The sequence below is a fragment of the Halobaculum magnesiiphilum genome (assembly GCF_019823105.1).
GTDB classification, from domain to species: Archaea; Halobacteriota; Halobacteria; order Halobacteriales; family Haloferacaceae; genus Halobaculum; species Halobaculum magnesiiphilum.
The window spans coordinates 1,244,159-1,261,084 of sequence record NZ_CP081958.1 but is presented as its reverse complement, the minus strand read 5'-3'; the positions used below and the strand labels follow the sequence as shown (position 1 = coordinate 1,261,084).

At 70.9% G+C, this 16,926-nt stretch carries 20 protein-coding genes; 10 read left to right on the top strand and 10 right to left on the bottom strand.

All coding sequences use genetic code 11. The annotated features are described in order from the left end of the window. Positions 1 to 118: 118 nt before the first annotated feature. On the bottom strand, positions 119 to 409 hold the full coding sequence (locus K6T50_RS06335; RefSeq protein WP_222608552.1) for a hypothetical protein: 291 nt from the start codon (positions 407 to 409) through the stop codon (positions 119 to 121). Positions 410 to 536: 127 nt separating this feature from the next. Here K6T50_RS06335 and K6T50_RS06330 point away from each other — a divergent pair, with 127 nt between their 5' ends. Beyond that, on the top strand, positions 537 to 1,499 hold the full coding sequence (locus tag K6T50_RS06330; RefSeq protein WP_222608551.1) for an NADPH:quinone reductase: 963 nt from the start codon (positions 537 to 539) through the stop codon (positions 1,497 to 1,499). An 80-nt stretch (positions 1,500 to 1,579) separates the two neighbouring features. Here K6T50_RS06330 and K6T50_RS06325 read toward each other — a convergent pair whose 3' ends face one another. Continuing rightward, on the bottom strand, positions 1,580 to 3,940 hold the full coding sequence (locus K6T50_RS06325; protein ID WP_222608550.1) for a bacterio-opsin activator domain-containing protein: 2,361 nt from the start codon (positions 3,938 to 3,940) through the stop codon (positions 1,580 to 1,582). A 193-nt stretch (positions 3,941 to 4,133) separates the two neighbouring features. Here K6T50_RS06325 and K6T50_RS06320 point away from each other — a divergent pair, with 193 nt between their 5' ends. Beyond that, positions 4,134 to 4,475: a DUF7344 domain-containing protein gene (locus tag K6T50_RS06320; RefSeq protein ID WP_222608549.1), complete on the top strand. Its 342-nt coding sequence runs from the start codon at positions 4,134 to 4,136 to the stop codon at positions 4,473 to 4,475. Between the two features lie 74 nt (positions 4,476 to 4,549). Here K6T50_RS06320 and K6T50_RS06315 read toward each other — a convergent pair whose 3' ends face one another. Beyond that, positions 4,550 to 4,696, bottom strand: coding sequence for a DUF7563 family protein (locus tag K6T50_RS06315; RefSeq protein WP_222608548.1), 147 nt, complete (start codon positions 4,694 to 4,696; stop codon positions 4,550 to 4,552). Between the two features lie 106 nt (positions 4,697 to 4,802). Further along, positions 4,803 to 5,717, bottom strand: coding sequence for an HhH-GPD family protein (locus tag K6T50_RS06310; RefSeq protein WP_222608547.1), 915 nt, complete (start codon positions 5,715 to 5,717; stop codon positions 4,803 to 4,805). Between the two features lie 117 nt (positions 5,718 to 5,834). Between K6T50_RS06310 and K6T50_RS06305 the strand changes: the two genes are divergently transcribed. Together K6T50_RS06305 and K6T50_RS06300 are read left to right on the top strand one after the other, a co-directional pair. Next, positions 5,835 to 6,155: a hypothetical protein gene (locus tag K6T50_RS06305; RefSeq protein ID WP_222608546.1), complete on the top strand. Its 321-nt coding sequence runs from the start codon at positions 5,835 to 5,837 to the stop codon at positions 6,153 to 6,155. Between the two features lie 103 nt (positions 6,156 to 6,258). Then, positions 6,259 to 6,594: a ribbon-helix-helix protein gene (locus tag K6T50_RS06300; RefSeq protein WP_222608545.1), complete on the top strand. Its 336-nt coding sequence runs from the start codon at positions 6,259 to 6,261 to the stop codon at positions 6,592 to 6,594. 104 nt (positions 6,595 to 6,698) lie between these two features. On the opposite strand, the gene K6T50_RS06295 is transcribed toward K6T50_RS06300, so the two are convergent. Then, the gene (locus K6T50_RS06295) at positions 6,699 to 8,048 is read right to left on the bottom strand and encodes an aminotransferase class III-fold pyridoxal phosphate-dependent enzyme (RefSeq protein WP_222608544.1); all 1,350 of its coding nucleotides are present in this window, start codon (positions 8,046 to 8,048) and stop codon (positions 6,699 to 6,701) included. 145 nt (positions 8,049 to 8,193) lie between these two features. Further along, positions 8,194 to 9,480, bottom strand: coding sequence for an MgtC/SapB family protein (locus K6T50_RS06290; protein ID WP_222608543.1), 1,287 nt, complete (start codon positions 9,478 to 9,480; stop codon positions 8,194 to 8,196). Positions 9,481 to 9,601: 121 nt separating this feature from the next. Here K6T50_RS06290 and K6T50_RS06285 point away from each other — a divergent pair, with 121 nt between their 5' ends. Further along, positions 9,602 to 10,831, top strand: coding sequence for an AI-2E family transporter (locus K6T50_RS06285; RefSeq protein ID WP_222608542.1), 1,230 nt, complete (start codon positions 9,602 to 9,604; stop codon positions 10,829 to 10,831). A gap of 106 nt (positions 10,832 to 10,937) precedes the next feature. Here the strand turns inward: K6T50_RS06285 and K6T50_RS06280 are convergent, their stop codons facing one another. Beyond that, positions 10,938 to 11,216, bottom strand: a complete 279-nt coding sequence (locus tag K6T50_RS06280; protein WP_222608541.1) for a PadR family transcriptional regulator — start codon at positions 11,214 to 11,216, stop codon at positions 10,938 to 10,940. A gap of 316 nt (positions 11,217 to 11,532) precedes the next feature. Here K6T50_RS06280 and K6T50_RS06275 point away from each other — a divergent pair, with 316 nt between their 5' ends. Beyond that, positions 11,533 to 11,814: an amphi-Trp domain-containing protein gene (locus K6T50_RS06275; RefSeq protein WP_222608540.1), complete on the top strand. Its 282-nt coding sequence runs from the start codon at positions 11,533 to 11,535 to the stop codon at positions 11,812 to 11,814. 204 nt (positions 11,815 to 12,018) lie between these two features. Here the strand turns inward: K6T50_RS06275 and K6T50_RS06270 are convergent, their stop codons facing one another. Continuing rightward, positions 12,019 to 12,165 carry a hypothetical protein gene (locus tag K6T50_RS06270; RefSeq protein ID WP_222608539.1) on the bottom strand — a complete coding sequence of 49 codons (147 nt, stop codon included), beginning with the start codon at positions 12,163 to 12,165 and terminating at the stop codon, positions 12,019 to 12,021. Between the two features lie 188 nt (positions 12,166 to 12,353). Further along, the gene (gene coxB, locus K6T50_RS06265; RefSeq protein ID WP_222608538.1) at positions 12,354 to 13,169 is read right to left on the bottom strand and encodes a cytochrome c oxidase subunit II; all 816 of its coding nucleotides are present in this window, start codon (positions 13,167 to 13,169) and stop codon (positions 12,354 to 12,356) included. A gap of 231 nt (positions 13,170 to 13,400) precedes the next feature. Here coxB and cyoE point away from each other — a divergent pair, with 231 nt between their 5' ends. The 4 genes from cyoE to K6T50_RS06245 all read left to right on the top strand — a co-directional run bounded on the left by cyoE (position 13,401) and on the right by K6T50_RS06245 (position 16,162). Further along, positions 13,401 to 14,795, top strand: coding sequence for a heme o synthase (gene cyoE, locus K6T50_RS06260; protein ID WP_222608842.1), 1,395 nt, complete (start codon positions 13,401 to 13,403; stop codon positions 14,793 to 14,795). A gap of 30 nt (positions 14,796 to 14,825) precedes the next feature. Next, a complete protein-coding gene (locus K6T50_RS06255) occupies positions 14,826 to 15,503 on the top strand; it encodes a DUF4407 domain-containing protein (protein ID WP_222608537.1) in 678 nt (225 codons plus the stop codon). A gap of 91 nt (positions 15,504 to 15,594) precedes the next feature. Further along, positions 15,595 to 15,834: a DUF2061 domain-containing protein gene (locus K6T50_RS06250; protein ID WP_222608536.1), complete on the top strand. Its 240-nt coding sequence runs from the start codon at positions 15,595 to 15,597 to the stop codon at positions 15,832 to 15,834. Positions 15,835 to 15,919: 85 nt separating this feature from the next. After that, on the top strand, positions 15,920 to 16,162 hold the full coding sequence (locus tag K6T50_RS06245) for a SelT/SelW/SelH family protein (protein WP_222608535.1): 243 nt from the start codon (positions 15,920 to 15,922) through the stop codon (positions 16,160 to 16,162). A gap of 25 nt (positions 16,163 to 16,187) precedes the next feature. Here the strand turns inward: K6T50_RS06245 and K6T50_RS06240 are convergent, their stop codons facing one another. Then, positions 16,188 to 16,868: a class I SAM-dependent methyltransferase gene (locus K6T50_RS06240; protein ID WP_222608534.1), complete on the bottom strand. Its 681-nt coding sequence runs from the start codon at positions 16,866 to 16,868 to the stop codon at positions 16,188 to 16,190. Positions 16,869 to 16,926 lie beyond the last annotated feature (58 nt).

Sequence of the window (16,926 nt, the reverse complement as noted above, 5' to 3'; positions counted from 1 at the left end):
GTGTGGATAGCAGCCACTCGGGGGGTTAAATCCCGCCGATTCCGGTCGCACTCGCGTCGCGAGGGCGGGGGCGACTCGCCCGGTTACACCGTCGGCGGGCGCGGCCATACTCGACCGATCACGCCCGCTGCACGAGCGCCTGCCCGACGCCGGCCAGGAGGAGCCCGCCGGCGGCGGCGACGGCCGACCACAGCACCGACGGGCGCAGGAGGATCTCGTTGCAGCCGTCGGTGTACGTCAGCGTCGGGGGCCACGCTCGGACCCCGGTCACGGCGAACTCGGCGAGCCGTCGCGGACCCGGACAGAACGCCTCGGTCGCGGCGGCGATGGGGCCGATCGTCACGAGCAGCACCGTGCAGACGAGCAGCCCGGCCCCGAACAGCGTCGCGCCGGCGTGCCGGAGGGACATACCCGACCGCTACCGCGGCGGATCGTTTCACTCCACCGGTCGCCGGCGGCCGGGTCGTCTCCGTGGCCGGGCGGCGCACGGTTCCGCCGCCGCCCGGAGTTAAGTCGCCCCGGCGGGACGTACCGCCATGCGCGCGGTCCGATACCACGAACACGGCGACGAATCGGTGCTCCAGGTGGACGAGGTCGACCGGCCGGATCCGGCCCCCGACGAGGTGCTCGTCGAGGTCGCCGCCGCCGGCGTCAACCCCGTTGACACGTATTTCCGCGAGGGATCCTACGAGCCGTACGGCCTGCCAGCGATCCCCGGCGTCGACGCCGCCGGAACGGCCGTGGAAGTCGGCGACGCCGTCGAGGGGATCGAGGAGGGCGACGAGGTGTTCGCGACCGGGCTGTCGGGGGCGATGCCCGGCGGCTACGCCGAGTTCGTCGCCGTCCCGGACGATCGCATCGCGGTGCTGCCCGACGGCGCCGACCTCGTCGCCGCCGGCGGGGCGGGCGTCGCCGCCGTCACGGCCTGGCGCGCGCTCGTCCAACACGCGACCCTGCGTCCGGCCGAGACGGTCCTGATCCACGGCGGCTCCGGCGGCGTCGGCCACGCGGCGGTGCAGGTCGCCGCCGCCACCGGCGCGCACGTGATCGCCACCGCCGCCGAGGGGTACCACGACGACGTGACGGCGCTCGGCGCCGACGCGGTGCTCGACTACACCCGCGACGACCTCGCGGAGGCGGTCGTCGACGCCGCCGACGGCGACGGGGTCGACGTGATCTTAGACCACCGGCTCGACCAGTACCTCGGCTTCGACGCCGAGGTCGCCGCCCAGGGTTGTCGCGTCGTCGGCATCGGCGAGAACGATCCCGAGATCGGGTTCCCCCAGTCGTCGGCGGCCCGCGGCAAGGACCTGACCCTGCAGCTCATGTCGATGTTCAACACGCCGAGCCTCGCGGACGCGCTCGCGGACGTGGCGTCGCTGTGGGGCGATGACATCGCGATTCGGGTCGCCCACAGCTACGACCTGGAGGGCGCCGCGGAGGCCCAGCGCGCCGTGCTAGAGGACAGCTTCCTCGGGAAGCTCGTGATCGAGCCGTAACGGAGGCCGCCGCGCTCTCGGCGTCTTCGGGGGGTCGGCCGGATCGCCAGCGTTCGACCGTCCGCGCGGCGGCGTGCCGCTCACCCGCCCTCGAACGCCGCCGCGAACACCGTGCGCTGGCACGTCCGGAGATGTCGGTGAAGCGTCGACCGCGCGATGTCGAGCGAGGAAGCCACCTCCTCTGCGGTCGCGTCGCGGGGCCACTCGAAGTAGCCGGCGTGGTATGCCGCCGACAGCGCCGCCCGCTGACGGTCACTGAGGGAGTCGATCGCCGCGACCGCGGTGGTCGACCTGTCGGTCCCCGCCCGGGTCACCTGCCGACGCTTCACCAACCGGACATCGGGGTACGTCTCGCGCATGGCGTCGATCACCCGACGCGCGTCCGTACTCGGCGCGAGCCGGACCGTCAGCCGGTAGTCCCCGTCCTCGACGACGGCGTCCTCGATCGACCCGCCCTGGGACGCGATCGCCGACAGTACCGGCAGGTCGGCGACGGAGAGTTCGAACCGCCGGCCGTCGTCGGCGGAGCGGACACGGAGGTCCTGATACAGCGAATGCGAATCGACGAGCGACTCCAGCGTTTCGACGCCCGCGGCCGTCGTCCGGCCGAAGACGACGAACTCGTCGTCCCCCAGCGGGACCGCGTCGTCGAACCGGATCGGGTCGGGTGCGGGGTCGACCCCGGCCGGGGCGAACGCGTCCTCGACGAGGAACGACAGCTCGACGACCTCGTCGCCCAACAGCGCCCGTTTGCGCTCGACGGCCGCGATCGCGTGGCCGACCACCTCGCCCAGCTTCCCGATCACCTCCCGTTCGCGCCCGAGGAACGCCTCGCGACGCTCGGTGTACACGTTCAACACCCCGTAGACGGTTCCGCCGTGAACGATCGGGATCGCCGCCGACGAGCGGTAGCCGTATGCCTCGACCTGGTCCGCCCACGGCTCCTGGCGCGGGTCGGCGGCGGCGTGGTCGGTCGTCTGGATCGTCCGCGTGCGATACGCCCGACCGGTCGGCCCCCGCCCGTGCTCGTCGTCGGGGTCGATCGAGACCGTGGTTCCGTCCAGATACCTCTCGACGCCGGCCTCCGCTCGGGTAGTTATCTCACGGCTCGCGGCGTCGGCGTCGCCGATCCACGCGAACAGATACGACTCGGAGGCGGCGAGGCGTTCACAGACGGCGGCCTCGATCTCCGCGCGCGTCGATCGGTCGATCGCCGCCTCGGTGATGTCGCGGACGACCCGGCTGACGCTGTCGAGCGCGACGAGTTGATCGTGTTGCCGGTCGAGCTCCCGCTCGTGGCGCGTCCGGTCGATCGCCGACGCGAGCACGTTCGCGACCGCCCGCACGAACGCGGCGTCGTGGTCCGAGCGGGTCGCCGGCTCGGTGTCGTGAGTCCCGAGGATCCCCCACGGCGACTCCGGCGGCCCGATCACCGTGGAGATCCCGCTGCGAACGCCGTGGGACGTGAGCAGCTCGGGGGGGTCGAAGCGGCGCTCCTCGCGGAGGTCCTCCACGACGACCGGCTCCGAGGTGCACAGCGTGTACGCCGCCCGGGAGCCGTCCTCGAGGGCCGACACCGTCGCCGACCCCACGACGCCGTCGTCCCAGCCGACCCCCTGTCGCAGGCGCAGTTCCCCGGAGTCGGCGTCCAGATCCAGCACCTCGCAGTAGTCGTTGCCGAGGGTCTCCGCGACGACGCGCGCGGCCGTCGCGAACAGGTCGTCGAGGTCGTCGGCTTCGAGCGCGCGCCGGCCGAGGGTGGCGACGGCTTCCTGCTGGCGGACGCGCTTCTCGAGTTCCCGCTGGTACTCGACGCGCTCGGTCACCGCCTGGGACATCCCCAGCGCCTCGAACACCTCGCCGTCGTCGTCGCGGACGGGGTAGAAGTGAAAGCGGTACACGTGGTCGTCGATCGCGGCCTCGTATTCGGACGCCTCGCCGTCGAGCGCCCGCTCGTACCCCGGGATCACCGCGTCGGCGACCTCGTCCGGCAGCGCCTCCCGGAGCGGCTCGCCGACGAGGGCGTCGGCCGCCACGTCCGTCTCGCCCTCGAGCGTCCCGCCGAAGGTCGTGTAGCGCATGTCGCGGTCGACGAGCGCGAGCACGCCGTTCGGGAACTGCTCGACGAGCGTCCGGTACTGGTGGCGCGTTTCCCCGTGGTCGGCCTCGACACCCTCGAGATCCCCCGACCGCTCGGCCGCCCTGTCGGCGTCCGAGGCGCCACGCTCGGACGCCGGAGGGCGCCACCAGACGCGGCCGCCGGATCCGACCTTCTTCGTCTCGAGGTGACCGGCCTCGGCGAGGCGGCGGAGCCGGTCGTACGCCGCCCGTCGCCCGACGCCGGTTCGGTTCGCGACCTCGCTCGCCGTCAACGGGTGCCCCCGTCCCGGGAACGACGCCAACGTCTCGCGCTGGACCTCCGAGAGCGGCTGCGGTCCCATATCGCACATCCCTCGATCCGAAGGGCTCTCAAGGTTCCGCCGGCGGAACACGCTGGTCGGTGAACTGGTAGCCAATCGTGGGTACTCGTCGTCTCGTGAGTACGAAACGGACACTATCGGGCCGGTAACTGCTCGCCCACGACCGACGTGTGTTGCCCGGGCGCTTACGCTCCGGGGGACCCTCCCTCGGACTATGCCCGCAGACGACGTGCTCCGCGGCCCGAGTGACCAGTCGGAGAGTCTCGAGGAGCCGATCGGACGGTACCCGTCGACGGCGTCGCTTCCGGAGGACGACCGGCACCGGGTGTTGGCGTCCGAGCGGCGGCGACACGTGCTGGCGATCGCGTCCGCGCGACCCGCGCCGATCCCCCTCGAGGCGCTCGCGGCGGCGGTCGTCGCCCGCGAGGACGCCGACCCGGCCGACGACGAGACGCGCGAGCGCGCCGTGATCTCGCTGCACCACGTTCACCTACCGCTGCTGGACGATCACGGCGTGGTGGAGTACGACCCGAACGAACGGGAGCTCCTCGCGTAAGGACACGGAACGACCGGCCGGAGGAGAACGACGACGAGAGAAGCGGCCGCAGCGTGAGCCTCTTCCCCGAACGGTCAGTTCTTCTTCGCGCGGACGGTCTTCCCGCGGCGCACCATGTCCTCGCAGTGGGGGCACGCGCGCGGCTGGGTGACGCCCTCGGGTTCGAACACTTTCACGTACCGTTCGGTCACGAACGATTGGCAGTTCTGGCAGGTGGGCATACAACCCCGGCGGGGCACCTCGAATAAACGAATTACGGTCGACGGGCCCCGGGTCACGCGGTGGCACGTTCCGGGCGCCCGCGAGGTCGCCGACCCCGAACGGACGCTATCGCCGCAGTTGGACGGTCGTCCCGTCCTCGTCGTCGGTGACCTCGACGAGCCCGTCCTCGGCCAGGTCGCCGACGAGCCCACGGAGCCAGTCCTCGCTCCCCTCGCCGTCGCCGTCGGGGCTGTAGTCGACCCGGATGCGCGGGCCGAGTTCGCCGAGCGTCAACTCGTCGTGGTTCCCGAGCGCGCGTACGATCTTCCCGCGGAACTGCCGACGGCTCCCCTCGAAGCTCGGCTGCTCGGGCACGTCCGGCGCGGTGAAATCGCCCGTCTCGTAGGCGCGGCACCACCGTCGCCACGGGCAGCCCGCCTCGTCACAACGCGGGGACTGTCCGCAGGCGACGCCGCCCAGCTCCATGATCGCGTTGTTCCAGACGCGCGATTCCCCCTCGGGCATCAGCGCGGACGCGGCCCCCTCGAACTCCGCGTCGTCGTCGGGGACGCCGAACGCGCGGTGGAGCACCCGCTTCACGTTCGTGTCGACCACCGCGTCGCCGTTGTCGAACGCGAACGACGCGACCGCGTTGGCGGTGTAGGGCCCGACGCCCATCAGCTCCCGGAGCTCGTCGGGCTCGGTCGGGAACTCCCCGTCGTACTCGTCCCGGACCTGCGTGGCCGCCTCGTGGAGGTACTTGGCGCGGTTGTTGTAGCCCAGCGAGTGGTTCGACCAGAAGGAGACCACCTCGCCGCGCTCGGCGGCCGCGAGGTCCTCGGCCGCGGGCCACCGGTCGAGGAAGTCGGCATACGCCTCCTCGACCCGCGAGAGTTGCGTCTGCTGGCTCATCACCTCCGAGACGAGGATCCGGTAGGGGTCGTCGGTGCGTCGCCACGGGAAGTCGCGGTGGTCGTTCTCGTACCACGCGATCAGCGCCTCCCGCACCGGGTCGCGGTCGTCGGGGAGGTGTGCGCTCATTACCGAAACGGGGGACCGCCGGGCGAAAAGCGCTGACGGTCCCGGGCGTCGGTCGGCGGAGGGGGTCGCGGTCGGTCCCCGAAACGCCTTTGTGGCGATCCGTGCGTGCATCCGCCGATGCGACATGACCTGGTCCTCGCCTCGCTGCTGGCCGGAATGGCCGTCGCCGTCCTCCCGGGCGTCCTCGCGTTCTACCTCGCTGCCGGGCCGTTGGTGTGGTTGGCGACAGGCGCCGCCGTCGCGGCGGTCGGGATGGGGGTCGCCTACACCGCCGACGAACGCGAGGACGGCGCCGACGGAGCCAACGGCGACACCGACGGTGCCGACGGCGACGCGGACGGTCCGGCGCCCCCGACGGTGAACTGTCCCGAGTGCGGCGCCCGTGCCGTCGCGGACGGGTCGGGGTGCGAGTACTGCGGCGCCGCGCTCGCGGAGTGATCCGACGGTCGGCCCGGATCGGACGGATCGAATCGGACGGGTCGACCCGGGCGAACCGAACCGGAGCGTAACGGGTTTCCGCCGGCCGCGACACCCACCCACCATGAGCCTCGACGACCTCGACGACGCGATCACCGCGGAGTACGGCGACCTCGACGACGAGATCGGGGTCGAACTGGACCGCGAGACGAAACACGAGCTGTCGCTGCTCGCGGCGGCGCTCGGCACCGACCGCGACGAACTCGTCCGGCGGGGGATCCACGCGCTGTTCCGGCGGACGCTCGACACCGGCGACCTCGACTTCCACCTCCGGCAGGCGTTCGACGTGACCTACGACGAGTACCTCTCGGGGATGACGTACGACGAGATGGCCGGGGGCGCCGGCGGCGGCGCGGGCGGCTACCCCGAACGCAGCGACGAGCGGCGCTACCAGCAGTAGCGACGGCGGGAGGGGACGGACGGAACGGCGGCGAGCGGGCGAGGACGCAACGGCGGCGGACGAGAAAGACGCGGCGGCGCGGGCGCCGGGACGGTTCGACCGTCTCAGTTCACGTCGCCGGCGGCATCGATCAGGAGGTCCGCACCCATCTCGATCTCCCGTTCGGTCACGTCCAGCGGCGGCAGGATCCGGATCACCGTCGAGCCGCACGCGAGCGTGAGCAGGCCCCGGCGCAGCGCCGCCTCCTGCACGTCGTCGCGCAGGTCCGGGGACTCGAACTCGACGGCGAGCATCAGGCCCTTCCCGCGCACGTCGGTCACGCCGTCGAGGTCGGCGTCGCGGACGATCTCCTTGAACTGCTCGCCGCGGACGACCGCGTTGTCGAGCAGGTCGTACTCGTCGATGGCCCGCAGCGTGAACACGCCCTGTGCCGAGGCGACGATGTCGCCGGCGCCCCACGTCGACGAGAGCCGCGCGCGCTCCTCGGGGAAGGTGTCCTCGTTCGCGATCGTGGCGCCGACGCGCATCCCCTTCGCGCCGGTGATCACGTCCGGCTCGATCGGGTAGTGGTCCGCCCCCCAGAACTCGCCGGTGCGGCCCATCCCCGACTGGATCTCGTCGGCGACGAGGGGGATGTCGTGTTCGGCGGCGAGGTCGGCGACCTCCGCCATGAACGGCTCGGAGGGGAAGCGGTAGCCGCCCTCGCCCTGGATCGGCTCCATGATGATGTAGGAAGTCTCCTCGGGGTCGACGTGCCCCGTCTTCGGGTCGAGTTTCTCCCGCAGCAGCGACGTGTCCCCCTCGTCGACGAAGAAGCCACACGAACACGTCTCGGGCGAACACGCGCGGTCGTCACAGAAGGGCACGTCGTGGATCCCGGAAACCTCGGGGAAGTCCCGGCGGTACACCGATTTCGAGCGGTTGAGCGAGAGCGCACCGAGCGTCCGGCCGTGGAACGCGCCGTCGAAGGTGACGCCGTACTTTCCGCCGCCGGAGGCGTCGTAGCAGATCTTGATCGCGTTCTCGACGGCCTCGGCGCCGGAGTTCGAGAGGAAGACGGTGTCGAGCCCGTAGTGGTCCGTGCGGTCGACGAGCTCGTGCATCAGGTCCGCGGGGCCGGGGAGCGCCGACTCGCCGGGGTCGGCGCCGTCGGAGACGTAGAAGTCCTGTCCGGCGATCTTCGTCGGGTCGACCATGTCGAACTCTGCCATCCGGTCCGTGATCTTCGGGTTGTTGTAGCCGAGGGGCGCGGCGGCGACGTGGGAGGTAAAATCCAGCAGGACGTTGCCGTCCACGTCTGTGCATAACGGGCCCTCGGCCTCGGCGGTGATGTCCCACACGAAGTCGTACACGTACGTCGTCGTCGCGGCGACGTCCCGGTGGTAGGCGGCCCACTCGCGGGCGCGAGCGCCAGGCATCTCGGTGACGCTCACCTCGGCCGTGTCTCGGTCCATGCCGGTGGATGCGGACGGTAGATGATAAAACAGTGGTTCACTTGATACTGGTCCGGATCTGGACGGAGATCTTGTGGCAAATCCAATGCCGGGCGGTCGTGGGCGGCACGCGCTGTCGCCGGTCGCACGCGCGGCAGCGAGTCGTTCACGCCATCGTCGCCGCGAGCGCGACGACCGCGGCCCCGGCGACGATCACGAGGCTGTAGGCGGCCACGCGGCGCACGAACGCCCGCGGCCCGGCGAACGCCAGCGCCGCCTTCACCGCGACGCTGGAGACGGTCGCGAGCAGGACGGCGACGCTCGCGGCCTCGGCGCCGACGGTCCCCCCGCGGTACAACAGCACCGCCGAGGTGGTCGCCCCGGCCGAGGAGACCAGCCCCGAGACGGCCGCCGACGCGTACAGCCCGGCGGTGCCGAAGCGGGCCTGCGCGAGGCTGCTGGCGGCGAGGATGACGAGGAACGCCGCGCCGAACGCCAGCGCGTTGCGGAGCGAGAACGGCGACTCGATGGCGAGGTCGACCCGGGTACGCCAGTCGGCCGTCGCCGCCGCCACCGCGACGGCCCCGAGCGCGAGCGCGCCCAGCGGTGCCGCGACGCCCAGCAGGACGGGCGCGTCGCCGCCGACAGTGAACGCGACGGCGATCGCGAGGTTGCGCAGCGCCATCGCCGCGTCCGCCAACAGCACACCGGCGACGGCGTACGACACCGACTCCGCCCGGTCGGTCGCGTGATCGAGCATCGTCCCGACGACGGCCGTCGAGGAGGCGAGCCCGCCCAGAAACCCGGTTACGGCGATGCCGCGGCCGCCGTAGGTGCGCACCAGCGCGTAGTTCACCATCCCGATGCCCGCGACGGTGACGACCATGAGCCACGCGACCCGCGGCTCCAGCGGGACGCCGAGCACGACCCGCTCGCCCGCCGGCAACACCGGGTAGACGACGAACGCGAGGACGGCGAACTCGGTCATCGAGCGCAGCTCCGTACGCGAGAGGTCGCCCGCGAACGAGTGCAGCTCCCGCTTCAACACCAGCAGCGCGGCCGACACCACCGCGACCGTTACGCCCTCCACGACGGCGCCGACGGCGACGAGTGCCCCGACGCCGTACGCCGCCAGCAACGAGACCGACGTCGTGAGCGACAGCGACCCGTCGGCGCCGGTCCGAAGCCCGCTGACCGCCAGCAACACCCCCTGCACGATGACGAGGATCCCGCCGACCGCCAGCAGCGCGCCGCCGACGGCGGTCTCGATCGCCAGGTGCGTGAACACCGCGGCGACGAGGCTCGTCAGCGAGAACGTCCGGATCCCCGCGGACTTCTCGGACCACTCGCGCTCCAGCCCCAGGAACAGTCCCAGCGCCGCCGCCAGCGCCAGCCGGACGACCGGCAGCGACAGCGGGTCCCCGACGACGCCCTCCGCACCCGTCGCGATCATGGCCTCAATATTACTCTATAGCGGTATATACTTCTTCGGGCGGACCGGCCGCGAGCGCCCGCCGCTCCCGAGACGTGCGCTCCCGCGACACGCTTTTGTCGGCGGACGGAGGGGACAGGGTATGGCGCTCTCCGATGTCGACTGGTCGCGGACGGCGTGGTGGGGCATCGGCGCGGTGCTGGGAGCGGCGCTCACGTTCGTGGTGTACTCGTTCGTCGGGACGTTCGTGTTCGGGGTGTTCATCTACTACGCGACGCGCCCCGTCTACAACCGGATCCGCAAGCGGATCCCGCAGCCGAGCGTCGCCGCCGCGGTCGCCATCTTCGCGATGGTGCTGCCGGCACTGCTGCTCGCGGGCTATGCGCTGCTGATCGTCGCCAACCAGATCCGGGAGCTCGACATCGCCGGGAACGGCTACCTCGAACAGCTCCCGTTCACGCAGGACACCCTCGACATGCTGACCGACCCGTCGCAGGTCGCGGCGATCGACTGGCAGCAGTACGTCACGCTCGAGACGATCGGCGGAGCGCTGAACTCGCTGGCGCAGGCGGCCGACACCGTCGCGTTCGTCGGGACCGGCGCGGTCCACCTGTTCGTCATGCTCGCGATCGCGTTCTATCTGCTTCGCGACGGCGGACGGCTCGGCCGGTATCTCGTCCGATTCACCGATCAGGCGGGGATCGTCGACGCCTACGGGCTCGCGGTCGACCGCGACCTGAAGTCGATCTTCTTCGGGAACATCCTCAACGCGATCGTCACCGGCACGATCGGCGTGATCGTCTACTCGGTGCTCAACGTGTTCGCTCCCGAGGGCGGCGCCATCCCGGCGGCCGCGCTGGTCGGACTGATCGCGGGCGTCGCGAGCCTGATCCCGATCGTCGGGATGAAGCTCGTGTACGTTCCGGTCACGGCGTTCATGGCGGTTCGAGCGGTGGCGAACGACGTCACCGGAGGGCTGGCGTTCGTGGGCGTGTTCGCGCTCGCGTCGCTGGTCGTCGTCGACACGATCCCCGACCTCGTGTTGCGGCCGTACGTCTCCGGGCGCTCGCTGCACGTCGGGGCGGTGATGCTCGCGTACACGCTCGGGCCGCTGCTGTTCGGGTGGTACGGGATCTTCCTCATGCCGATCCTCCTCGTGTTGGTCGTGCACTTCGTCCGGATCGTCCTCCCGGAGCTGCTCGCCGGGGAGCCGCTCCGGCCGTACGCGGTCGATCCCACACACCTCACCGCAGAGGGGCCGTCAGTCGTTCCCACGAAGTCGGACCCGGCCGCCGTCGAGGACGGCGGGGGAACCGAGGAGGCTCCGTCTCGGGACCGACAGCCGCCGGCGGAGGGGTCCGACGAGGAGTGACTCGGCTTCGGCCGGGGAGGAGAGAGCGTGCGAGGAGAATCCGGCAGGAGACTCGACGAAGGGAACCCCGACCGGGGAGCTCGACGAGGAGCGACCGGGCCGGCCCTCACTCGAGGTCGACGTAGCGCCCCTCCCACTCGCGGCGGGCCTCGATCTCCCGGCGCCCGCGTCGCGTGAGCGTGTAGAAGTTGGTTCGTTGGTCGCGTTGGCCCTTCTCGACGAGTCCCTTCTCGACGAGCGTGTCGAGGTTCGGGTACAGGCGCCCGTGGTGGATCTCCTTCTCGTAGTAGTCCTCGAGCTCCGCTTTGATCGCCAGCCCGTGCGGCTCCTCTTGCCCAGCGATCACGTACAACAGGTCACGCTGGAACCCGGTCAGGTCGTACATCGGTAATGTCCGGGAAACTGTTATTGTCGGACCGAAATAAACGTGCCGACGACCGGAACCGTCGTGTCCGCTCGTGAGGCGGGACGCTTCCACATTCGGGCGACCCCGCGGTAGTGTAGATGAACGGATACGTCATTGCTTCTATCAGCGATCGAAGACGGGATGGTGTCCGGGACCACCCCCGGAGATCCGGGCGAATCCACACCGCCTCGCCACCGCTCGGCCGCCGTCGCTGGATCGCGTCGTCGCGGAGCGTCCACTCCACGCGAACCCCCCGGTCGACTGGTTTTTCACCGCTCCCGACGAGTACCGTGACATGCCCGAAGAAGTGCTGTTCAAATCCGAGACTCGTCAGGACCGCAGCGAGATCGCCGCCCACCTCCGCGAGGTCGCCGGGAAGCTCGACGCCGACGGGGAGCTTACGCTGGCCGGCGGCGGCGAGTCGGTCACGATGGTGGTGCCCGCGACCGCGACGTTCGAGGTGAAAGCCGAACGGGAGACCGGGTCGGGGCCGGACGAGCTGAGCGTCGAGTTCGAGATCGAGTGGGACGAGGGCGCCGACGGGGACGCCGCCGACTCGGGGTTCTCCGTCGAGTGAGGCCGGTCCCGGTCATCGGCCGACGGATACGGCGACGGCTCGCGGCGTTGTCCCGCGGGCTCCGAGAACGAACGGGGGCGCGCCGCGGAAACACCCGCGGCGCGCCGCCCGGATCGGTCCCCGCTGACGCTTCGGCCCTCCAGACGAAGCGTCACCGATCAATACCGCCGGTACGGCGATAAAACTACCGGGCGGATCGATCCCTCACATGTGCTCCTCCTCGAGCACCCACCCGAGCGCGCGTTTGTAGTGGGTGAACAGCTCCCTGACGCCCTCGTGGCGCATCTCCTCGGAGTCCAACTGCTCGGCGAGATACTCGTACTGCTCTCTGATCTCCGCCTCGTCGCGCATGCCCGACCGTACGGTCACCGGCGACTTGAACGCGGGGGCGGCGCGACCGGCGGCGCGACCGGCGGCGTCGAACCCGCGGCGGGCGTCAACGGATGGGGTGCCGGAAGGACGGACGGACGGAAGGAAGGAAGGAAACGGCGAAGCGAACAACGAAACCGGGCGAAGGGTCGTTTCGGGAGGCGTGTCGATTACGCGCCGAGGCCGGTCGGTGCCGGCGCGCTCAGCGAGGCGCTCTCGGGGTCGTCCGACCCGGTCTGGTTGTCGACGAACTCGTCGTAGGTGCCCTGGTCGACGACGATGACGGTGAAGTACATGTTGGAGTGGGCGACGCCGCAGAACTCGGTGCAGTACCCCTGGTAGGTCCCGGTCTCCTTGGCGACGGTCTTGATCGTGATCTCCTGTCCGGGCACGGCGTCCTGCTTGAGTCCGAGCGCGGGCACGCTGAAGCCGTGGATCACGTCCTCAGAGGCCGTGGTGAAGAACAGGTCCTGCCCCTCGGGGACCACTATCACCGGTCCCTCGACCCCCTCGGCTTGCGGCACCACCGACGTGTCGATGTCGCTCGCGGTCAACTCGCTGATGTTCGACGTCTGGTAGTTCATCCGCCAGTTCCACTGGTAGGCGACGGCCTCGACGTGGACGTCGCCGTCTGCGGCGTCGATCTCCTCGGGGCCGCCCGTGTAGGTCACGTCGGGGTTCGCCAGCACGCCGTAGGAGGCGACGCCGACGAACAGGAGGATGATCGCCGTCGCGACCGTCCACGTGATCTCGAGGCGCCGGTTCTCGCGGGTCGGCGCCGGCTCGTCGTTGTCCTTGAACTTCAGGACGGTGTAGATGAGAATGACCTCGACGAGCAACGTGATCGGGATCGCGACGTACAACAGGTCCTCGTTCAGCCCGTTGATCAGCTCCGCCGTCGTCGATGCCTGTGCCGCGACCGGCGTCGCGAACAGCATCAACCCGGCGAGCCCGACCAGCAGGCTCCCCAGTCGCGTACGCGTCATTACAACCGCGGTTGGCGCAGGCCACGTAAATACCTACTGTTGTCGCTCGAAACACCGGATGGCGGGACCGTGTTCCGCGACTCGACCCGAACATCTTCCCCCGGTGAGCGCGCGCTCGCCGCGGCGATTCCGGGGAGATCGAGCCCGGAAAGCGCGGGGTTGATATGCGGCGGGTCGCAAGGGCGGATAGTGATATCGAAGCGGTTCCCGCCGCTGCTCGCGGCCGGCGCGATGGGGGTGTACCTGCTGCTCGTGGTAGGTGCAACCACGGCCGTCACCGACGCCGCCACGGCCTGTACGGCGTGGCCGGCCTGCGGTGACGGGTTCGCGCTGCCGACGGCGGAGGCCGGCTGGGTCGCGCTCGGCCACCGCGCGGTCGCGGCCGTCGTCGGCGTGCTCGTGCTCGCCACCGGCGTCGCCGCCTGGTGGGCCCGCCCGAGCCGTCGCGTCGCGGGGGCGGTCGCGGCATCGTTCCTCCTGTACCCCGTCCAGTCGCTGCTGGGGGCGTACGTCGCCACCGGCGGCCGCGAGACGCTCGCGGTCGTCGCGGGAGTTCCGGTGACGCTGTCGGCGATCCACCTCGTGGGGGGGCTGGCCGTGTTCTTCGGGCTGCTCGCCGCGCTCGCGTGGGAGTTGGAGGACCGCACGGGCGACCCGGACGACGAGCCCGCGATCGGCTCCGACGGCCCGGCCCTCGCGGACGAGCCCCTCGACCCCGGGCCGCGCCCCGAGATCCCGTCGTGGCGGGACGACCCGGTCCGGCGCGCCCGTCTCACGGCGGCGGCGTACTTCCGGCTCATGAAGCCGCGGCTGATGTGGCTGCTGTGTCTGGTCGCCAGCGCCGCGATGGCGCTGGCGGGCGGACCGGGCCTTTCGGTGCCGGTCGTCGCGGCGACGCTCGTCGGCGGGGCGCTCTCGATCGGCGCCTCCGGCACGTTCAACCACGTGTTCGAACGCGACATCGACCGCCGGATGCAGCGCACGAGCGACCGGCCGCTGGCGGTCGATCTCGTCTCGGTGCGCAACGCCGTCGCCTTCGGGCTGCTGCTCACCGTCGTCTCGGTCGGCCTGTTCGCGTGGGTGAACGCCCTCGCGGCCGTCCTCGGGTTCGTCGCGATCGTGTTCTACTCGGTCGTGTACACGCTCGTATTGAAGCCGAACACGGTCCAGAACACCGTCATCGGCGGCGCCGCCGGCGCGCTCCCCGCGCTCATCGGCTGGGCCGCCGTGACCGGCGAGATCGGCGTCGGCGGGCTCGCGCTCGCGACGCTGATCTTCCTGTGGACGCCGGCGCACTTCTACAACCTCGCGCTCGCGTACAAGGACGACTACGAGCGCGGCGGCTTCCCGATGATGCCGGTCGTGCGCGGCGAGACCGCGACCCGGCGCCACATCGTCTGGTACTTCGGCGCGACGTTGGCGGTCGCGGCAGGGATGGTCAGCCTCGGTCGCCTCGACTGGCTGTACGCGCTCGCCGGCGTCGTCGTCGGCGCCGTGTTCCTGTGGGCGATCGTCCGGCTCCACTACGAGCGCGACGAGTCCGCGGCGTTCCGCGCGTTCCACGCGTCGAACGCCTATCTCGGCGTCGTCCTGCTCGCCGTCGTCGTCGACGCGCTCGCGGTGTGACCGCGCGGACTTCACGCTGAACTCTCATCCATGAGCACGAATACGTCCTCGCTCGCCGGCGTCCTCCCGTCGGTCACCCGCCGCGACCTGTTGATCGCGGCGCTGGTCCTCAACGCGGAGCTCGCGGCCGTCGTCGCGTACTTCGCGCTCACGAACGCGTCCCTCTCCTCGCCGCTGTTCACGCTGTACGGCCTGATCTGGGTGAACCTCGCGCTCGTCGTGTTCGCGCGCTACCGCCCGCCTCCGGGCGACGCCCGGAGCCGCCGCCGCGCGCTCGCCGTCGCCGGCGGCTACGCGTTGTTGTTGGCCGTCTTCGGCGGCGTCCTCGGCGTCGCGCCCCCGCGAACGACGCCGGGCGTTGAACTGGCGTTGCTCCCGCCGGGGTGGGGGCCGGCGCTCGTCGTCAACGCCGGCGTCGCCGCCGCGGTGATGATGCCCGCGAAGGTGCTCGGCTACGCCGCGCTGGTGTATCTCCTGTACGGCACCGTCGTCGACGCCGCGAGCGCGGGGGTGGCGGGCGTGCTCGGGCTGTTCTCGTGTGTCTCCTGCTCGCTGCCGATCCTCGTCGGCGCGGCCACCGCGGTCGTCGGCGGCGGGGGGTTCGTCGTCGCGGCCGTCGGGGGGATCGGCTACGGTCCCTCGACGTTCGTGTTCGTCGTCACGGTCGCGCTGCTGTGGTGGCGGCCGGGGTTCGACCTGCTCCGGTAGGGACCGATCACCCGTGAAATAACTTACTCTGGTTACTTCCCGTCGGGATGCAAGCACTAGTGGTTATACCCCGGCGGTCCGTGGTCCGCACATGGCGCGTCTCTCGCTCCCGCGGTCGCCGCTCCAGCACAGGCGGCGGGCGATCGTCAAGACGCTGTGCTACCGGGCGGTGATGGTCACGATCACGGTGGTCGTCGCGTGGGCGGTCGTCGGCGACGTGAGCGACGCGGTGAACATCGGCATCGTGGCGAACGTCGTGAAGACGGCGACATACTACGCCTACGAGCGGCTGTGGGACCGGATCTCCTGGGGTGTCGTCGAGGCTGCGTGACGGTCGCGGGCGCCGCCGATGGGCGCCGTCACCGTCGGCGTCGCTGCCGTCGGACTTACCTCGCGGGCGTCCCTACGAGGGGAGTATGACACGAGTCGAGATCGAGTACTGCGTACCGTGCGGGATGCTGGAGCGTGCACAGAGCGTTCAGGCGGCGATCCTCGAGGAGTTCGGGCTGGACGTCGAGGCGGTGTCGCTGGTCACCGGCGACGGCGGGATCTTCGAGGTACGCGCCGACGGCGAGGTGGTGTTCGATAAGGAATCCGACGAGTTCGACGTGGACGCCATCGTGGAGTCGGTGGGGAGTCGCGTCGGCGCGACCGCCTAAGTCGGGAAACGGGGAGTCGTCCCGCTCAGTCGGCACGGAGCCGCGCGAACAGGTGCGTCCACGACCCGCCGTCGTCGTCCGCGACGGTGTCGCCGAGGACGCGCTCGTCGGTCACACGGAACCCGGCCTCCCGGAGCTGCGCGTGCGTCTCGTCGAGCCCCGGGAACGACCAGGCCATCGTCTCCCCCGAGCCGAGCCAGTCCTCGTTCGCGCCCGCCCACCCGTCCTCGTCGGTCGCCGCCGTGAGGTAGAGCCGGCCGCCGGGCCGGAGCACCCGGGCGAACTCCCCGAACACGGCCGGGTGCTCGGACACCGGCACGTGGATCACGGAGTGAAGCGCCGTCGCCGCGTCCGCGACGTTCGACGCGACCGGGAGCCGCGTGAGATCCCCACGGACGAGGGCGGCGTCGGTCCGCTCGCGGGCGAGATCGAGCATCGACGCAGAGAGGTCAACGCCGACGCCCTCCACGCCGGCGGGAAGACGGTTCAACACCGGCGTCCCCTGCCCGCACCCGGCGTCGAGGAGCCGGTCGCCCGCCGAGAGGTCGGCGAGGAACGAGTCGACGAGCGGACGCTCCGGGGCCTCGGTGCCGTCGCCGTCGTCGCCGCGCTCGTCGCGATACGTCGCCGCCATCGCGTCGTATCCGTCGCGTACCGTCGCGCGCTGTGTGTGCGGGTCCGGCGGCGGGGAGGGCTCGTCGGTCATACCGACTCGCTCGGCAAGCGCGCCCAAGAACGTGTGCCCGCAGTGCTACTCGATGACA

Coding starts and splice junctions, on each gene's coding strand:
- K6T50_RS06335 (WP_222608552.1), bottom strand. CDS start 409: ATGTCCCTCCGGCACGCCGGCGCGACGCTGTTCGGGGCCGGGCTGCTC.
- K6T50_RS06330 (WP_222608551.1), top strand. CDS start 537: ATGCGCGCGGTCCGATACCACGAACACGGCGACGAATCGGTGCTCCAG.
- K6T50_RS06325 (WP_222608550.1), bottom strand. CDS start 3,940: ATGGGACCGCAGCCGCTCTCGGAGGTCCAGCGCGAGACGTTGGCGTCG.
- K6T50_RS06320 (WP_222608549.1), top strand. CDS start 4,134: ATGCCCGCAGACGACGTGCTCCGCGGCCCGAGTGACCAGTCGGAGAGT.
- K6T50_RS06315 (WP_222608548.1), bottom strand. CDS start 4,696: ATGCCCACCTGCCAGAACTGCCAATCGTTCGTGACCGAACGGTACGTG.
- K6T50_RS06310 (WP_222608547.1), bottom strand. CDS start 5,717: ATGAGCGCACACCTCCCCGACGACCGCGACCCGGTGCGGGAGGCGCTG.
- K6T50_RS06305 (WP_222608546.1), top strand. CDS start 5,835: ATGCGACATGACCTGGTCCTCGCCTCGCTGCTGGCCGGAATGGCCGTC.
- K6T50_RS06300 (WP_222608545.1), top strand. CDS start 6,259: ATGAGCCTCGACGACCTCGACGACGCGATCACCGCGGAGTACGGCGAC.
- K6T50_RS06295 (WP_222608544.1), bottom strand. CDS start 8,048: ATGGACCGAGACACGGCCGAGGTGAGCGTCACCGAGATGCCTGGCGCT.
- K6T50_RS06290 (WP_222608543.1), bottom strand. CDS start 9,480: ATGATCGCGACGGGTGCGGAGGGCGTCGTCGGGGACCCGCTGTCGCTG.
- K6T50_RS06285 (WP_222608542.1), top strand. CDS start 9,602: ATGGCGCTCTCCGATGTCGACTGGTCGCGGACGGCGTGGTGGGGCATC.
- K6T50_RS06280 (WP_222608541.1), bottom strand. CDS start 11,216: ATGTACGACCTGACCGGGTTCCAGCGTGACCTGTTGTACGTGATCGCT.
- K6T50_RS06275 (WP_222608540.1), top strand. CDS start 11,533: ATGCCCGAAGAAGTGCTGTTCAAATCCGAGACTCGTCAGGACCGCAGC.
- K6T50_RS06270 (WP_222608539.1), bottom strand. CDS start 12,165: ATGCGCGACGAGGCGGAGATCAGAGAGCAGTACGAGTATCTCGCCGAG.
- coxB (WP_222608538.1), bottom strand. CDS start 13,169: ATGACGCGTACGCGACTGGGGAGCCTGCTGGTCGGGCTCGCCGGGTTG.
- cyoE (WP_222608842.1), top strand. CDS start 13,401: ATGGGGGTGTACCTGCTGCTCGTGGTAGGTGCAACCACGGCCGTCACC.
- K6T50_RS06255 (WP_222608537.1), top strand. CDS start 14,826: ATGAGCACGAATACGTCCTCGCTCGCCGGCGTCCTCCCGTCGGTCACC.
- K6T50_RS06250 (WP_222608536.1), top strand. CDS start 15,595: ATGGCGCGTCTCTCGCTCCCGCGGTCGCCGCTCCAGCACAGGCGGCGG.
- K6T50_RS06245 (WP_222608535.1), top strand. CDS start 15,920: ATGACACGAGTCGAGATCGAGTACTGCGTACCGTGCGGGATGCTGGAG.
- K6T50_RS06240 (WP_222608534.1), bottom strand. CDS start 16,868: ATGACCGACGAGCCCTCCCCGCCGCCGGACCCGCACACACAGCGCGCG.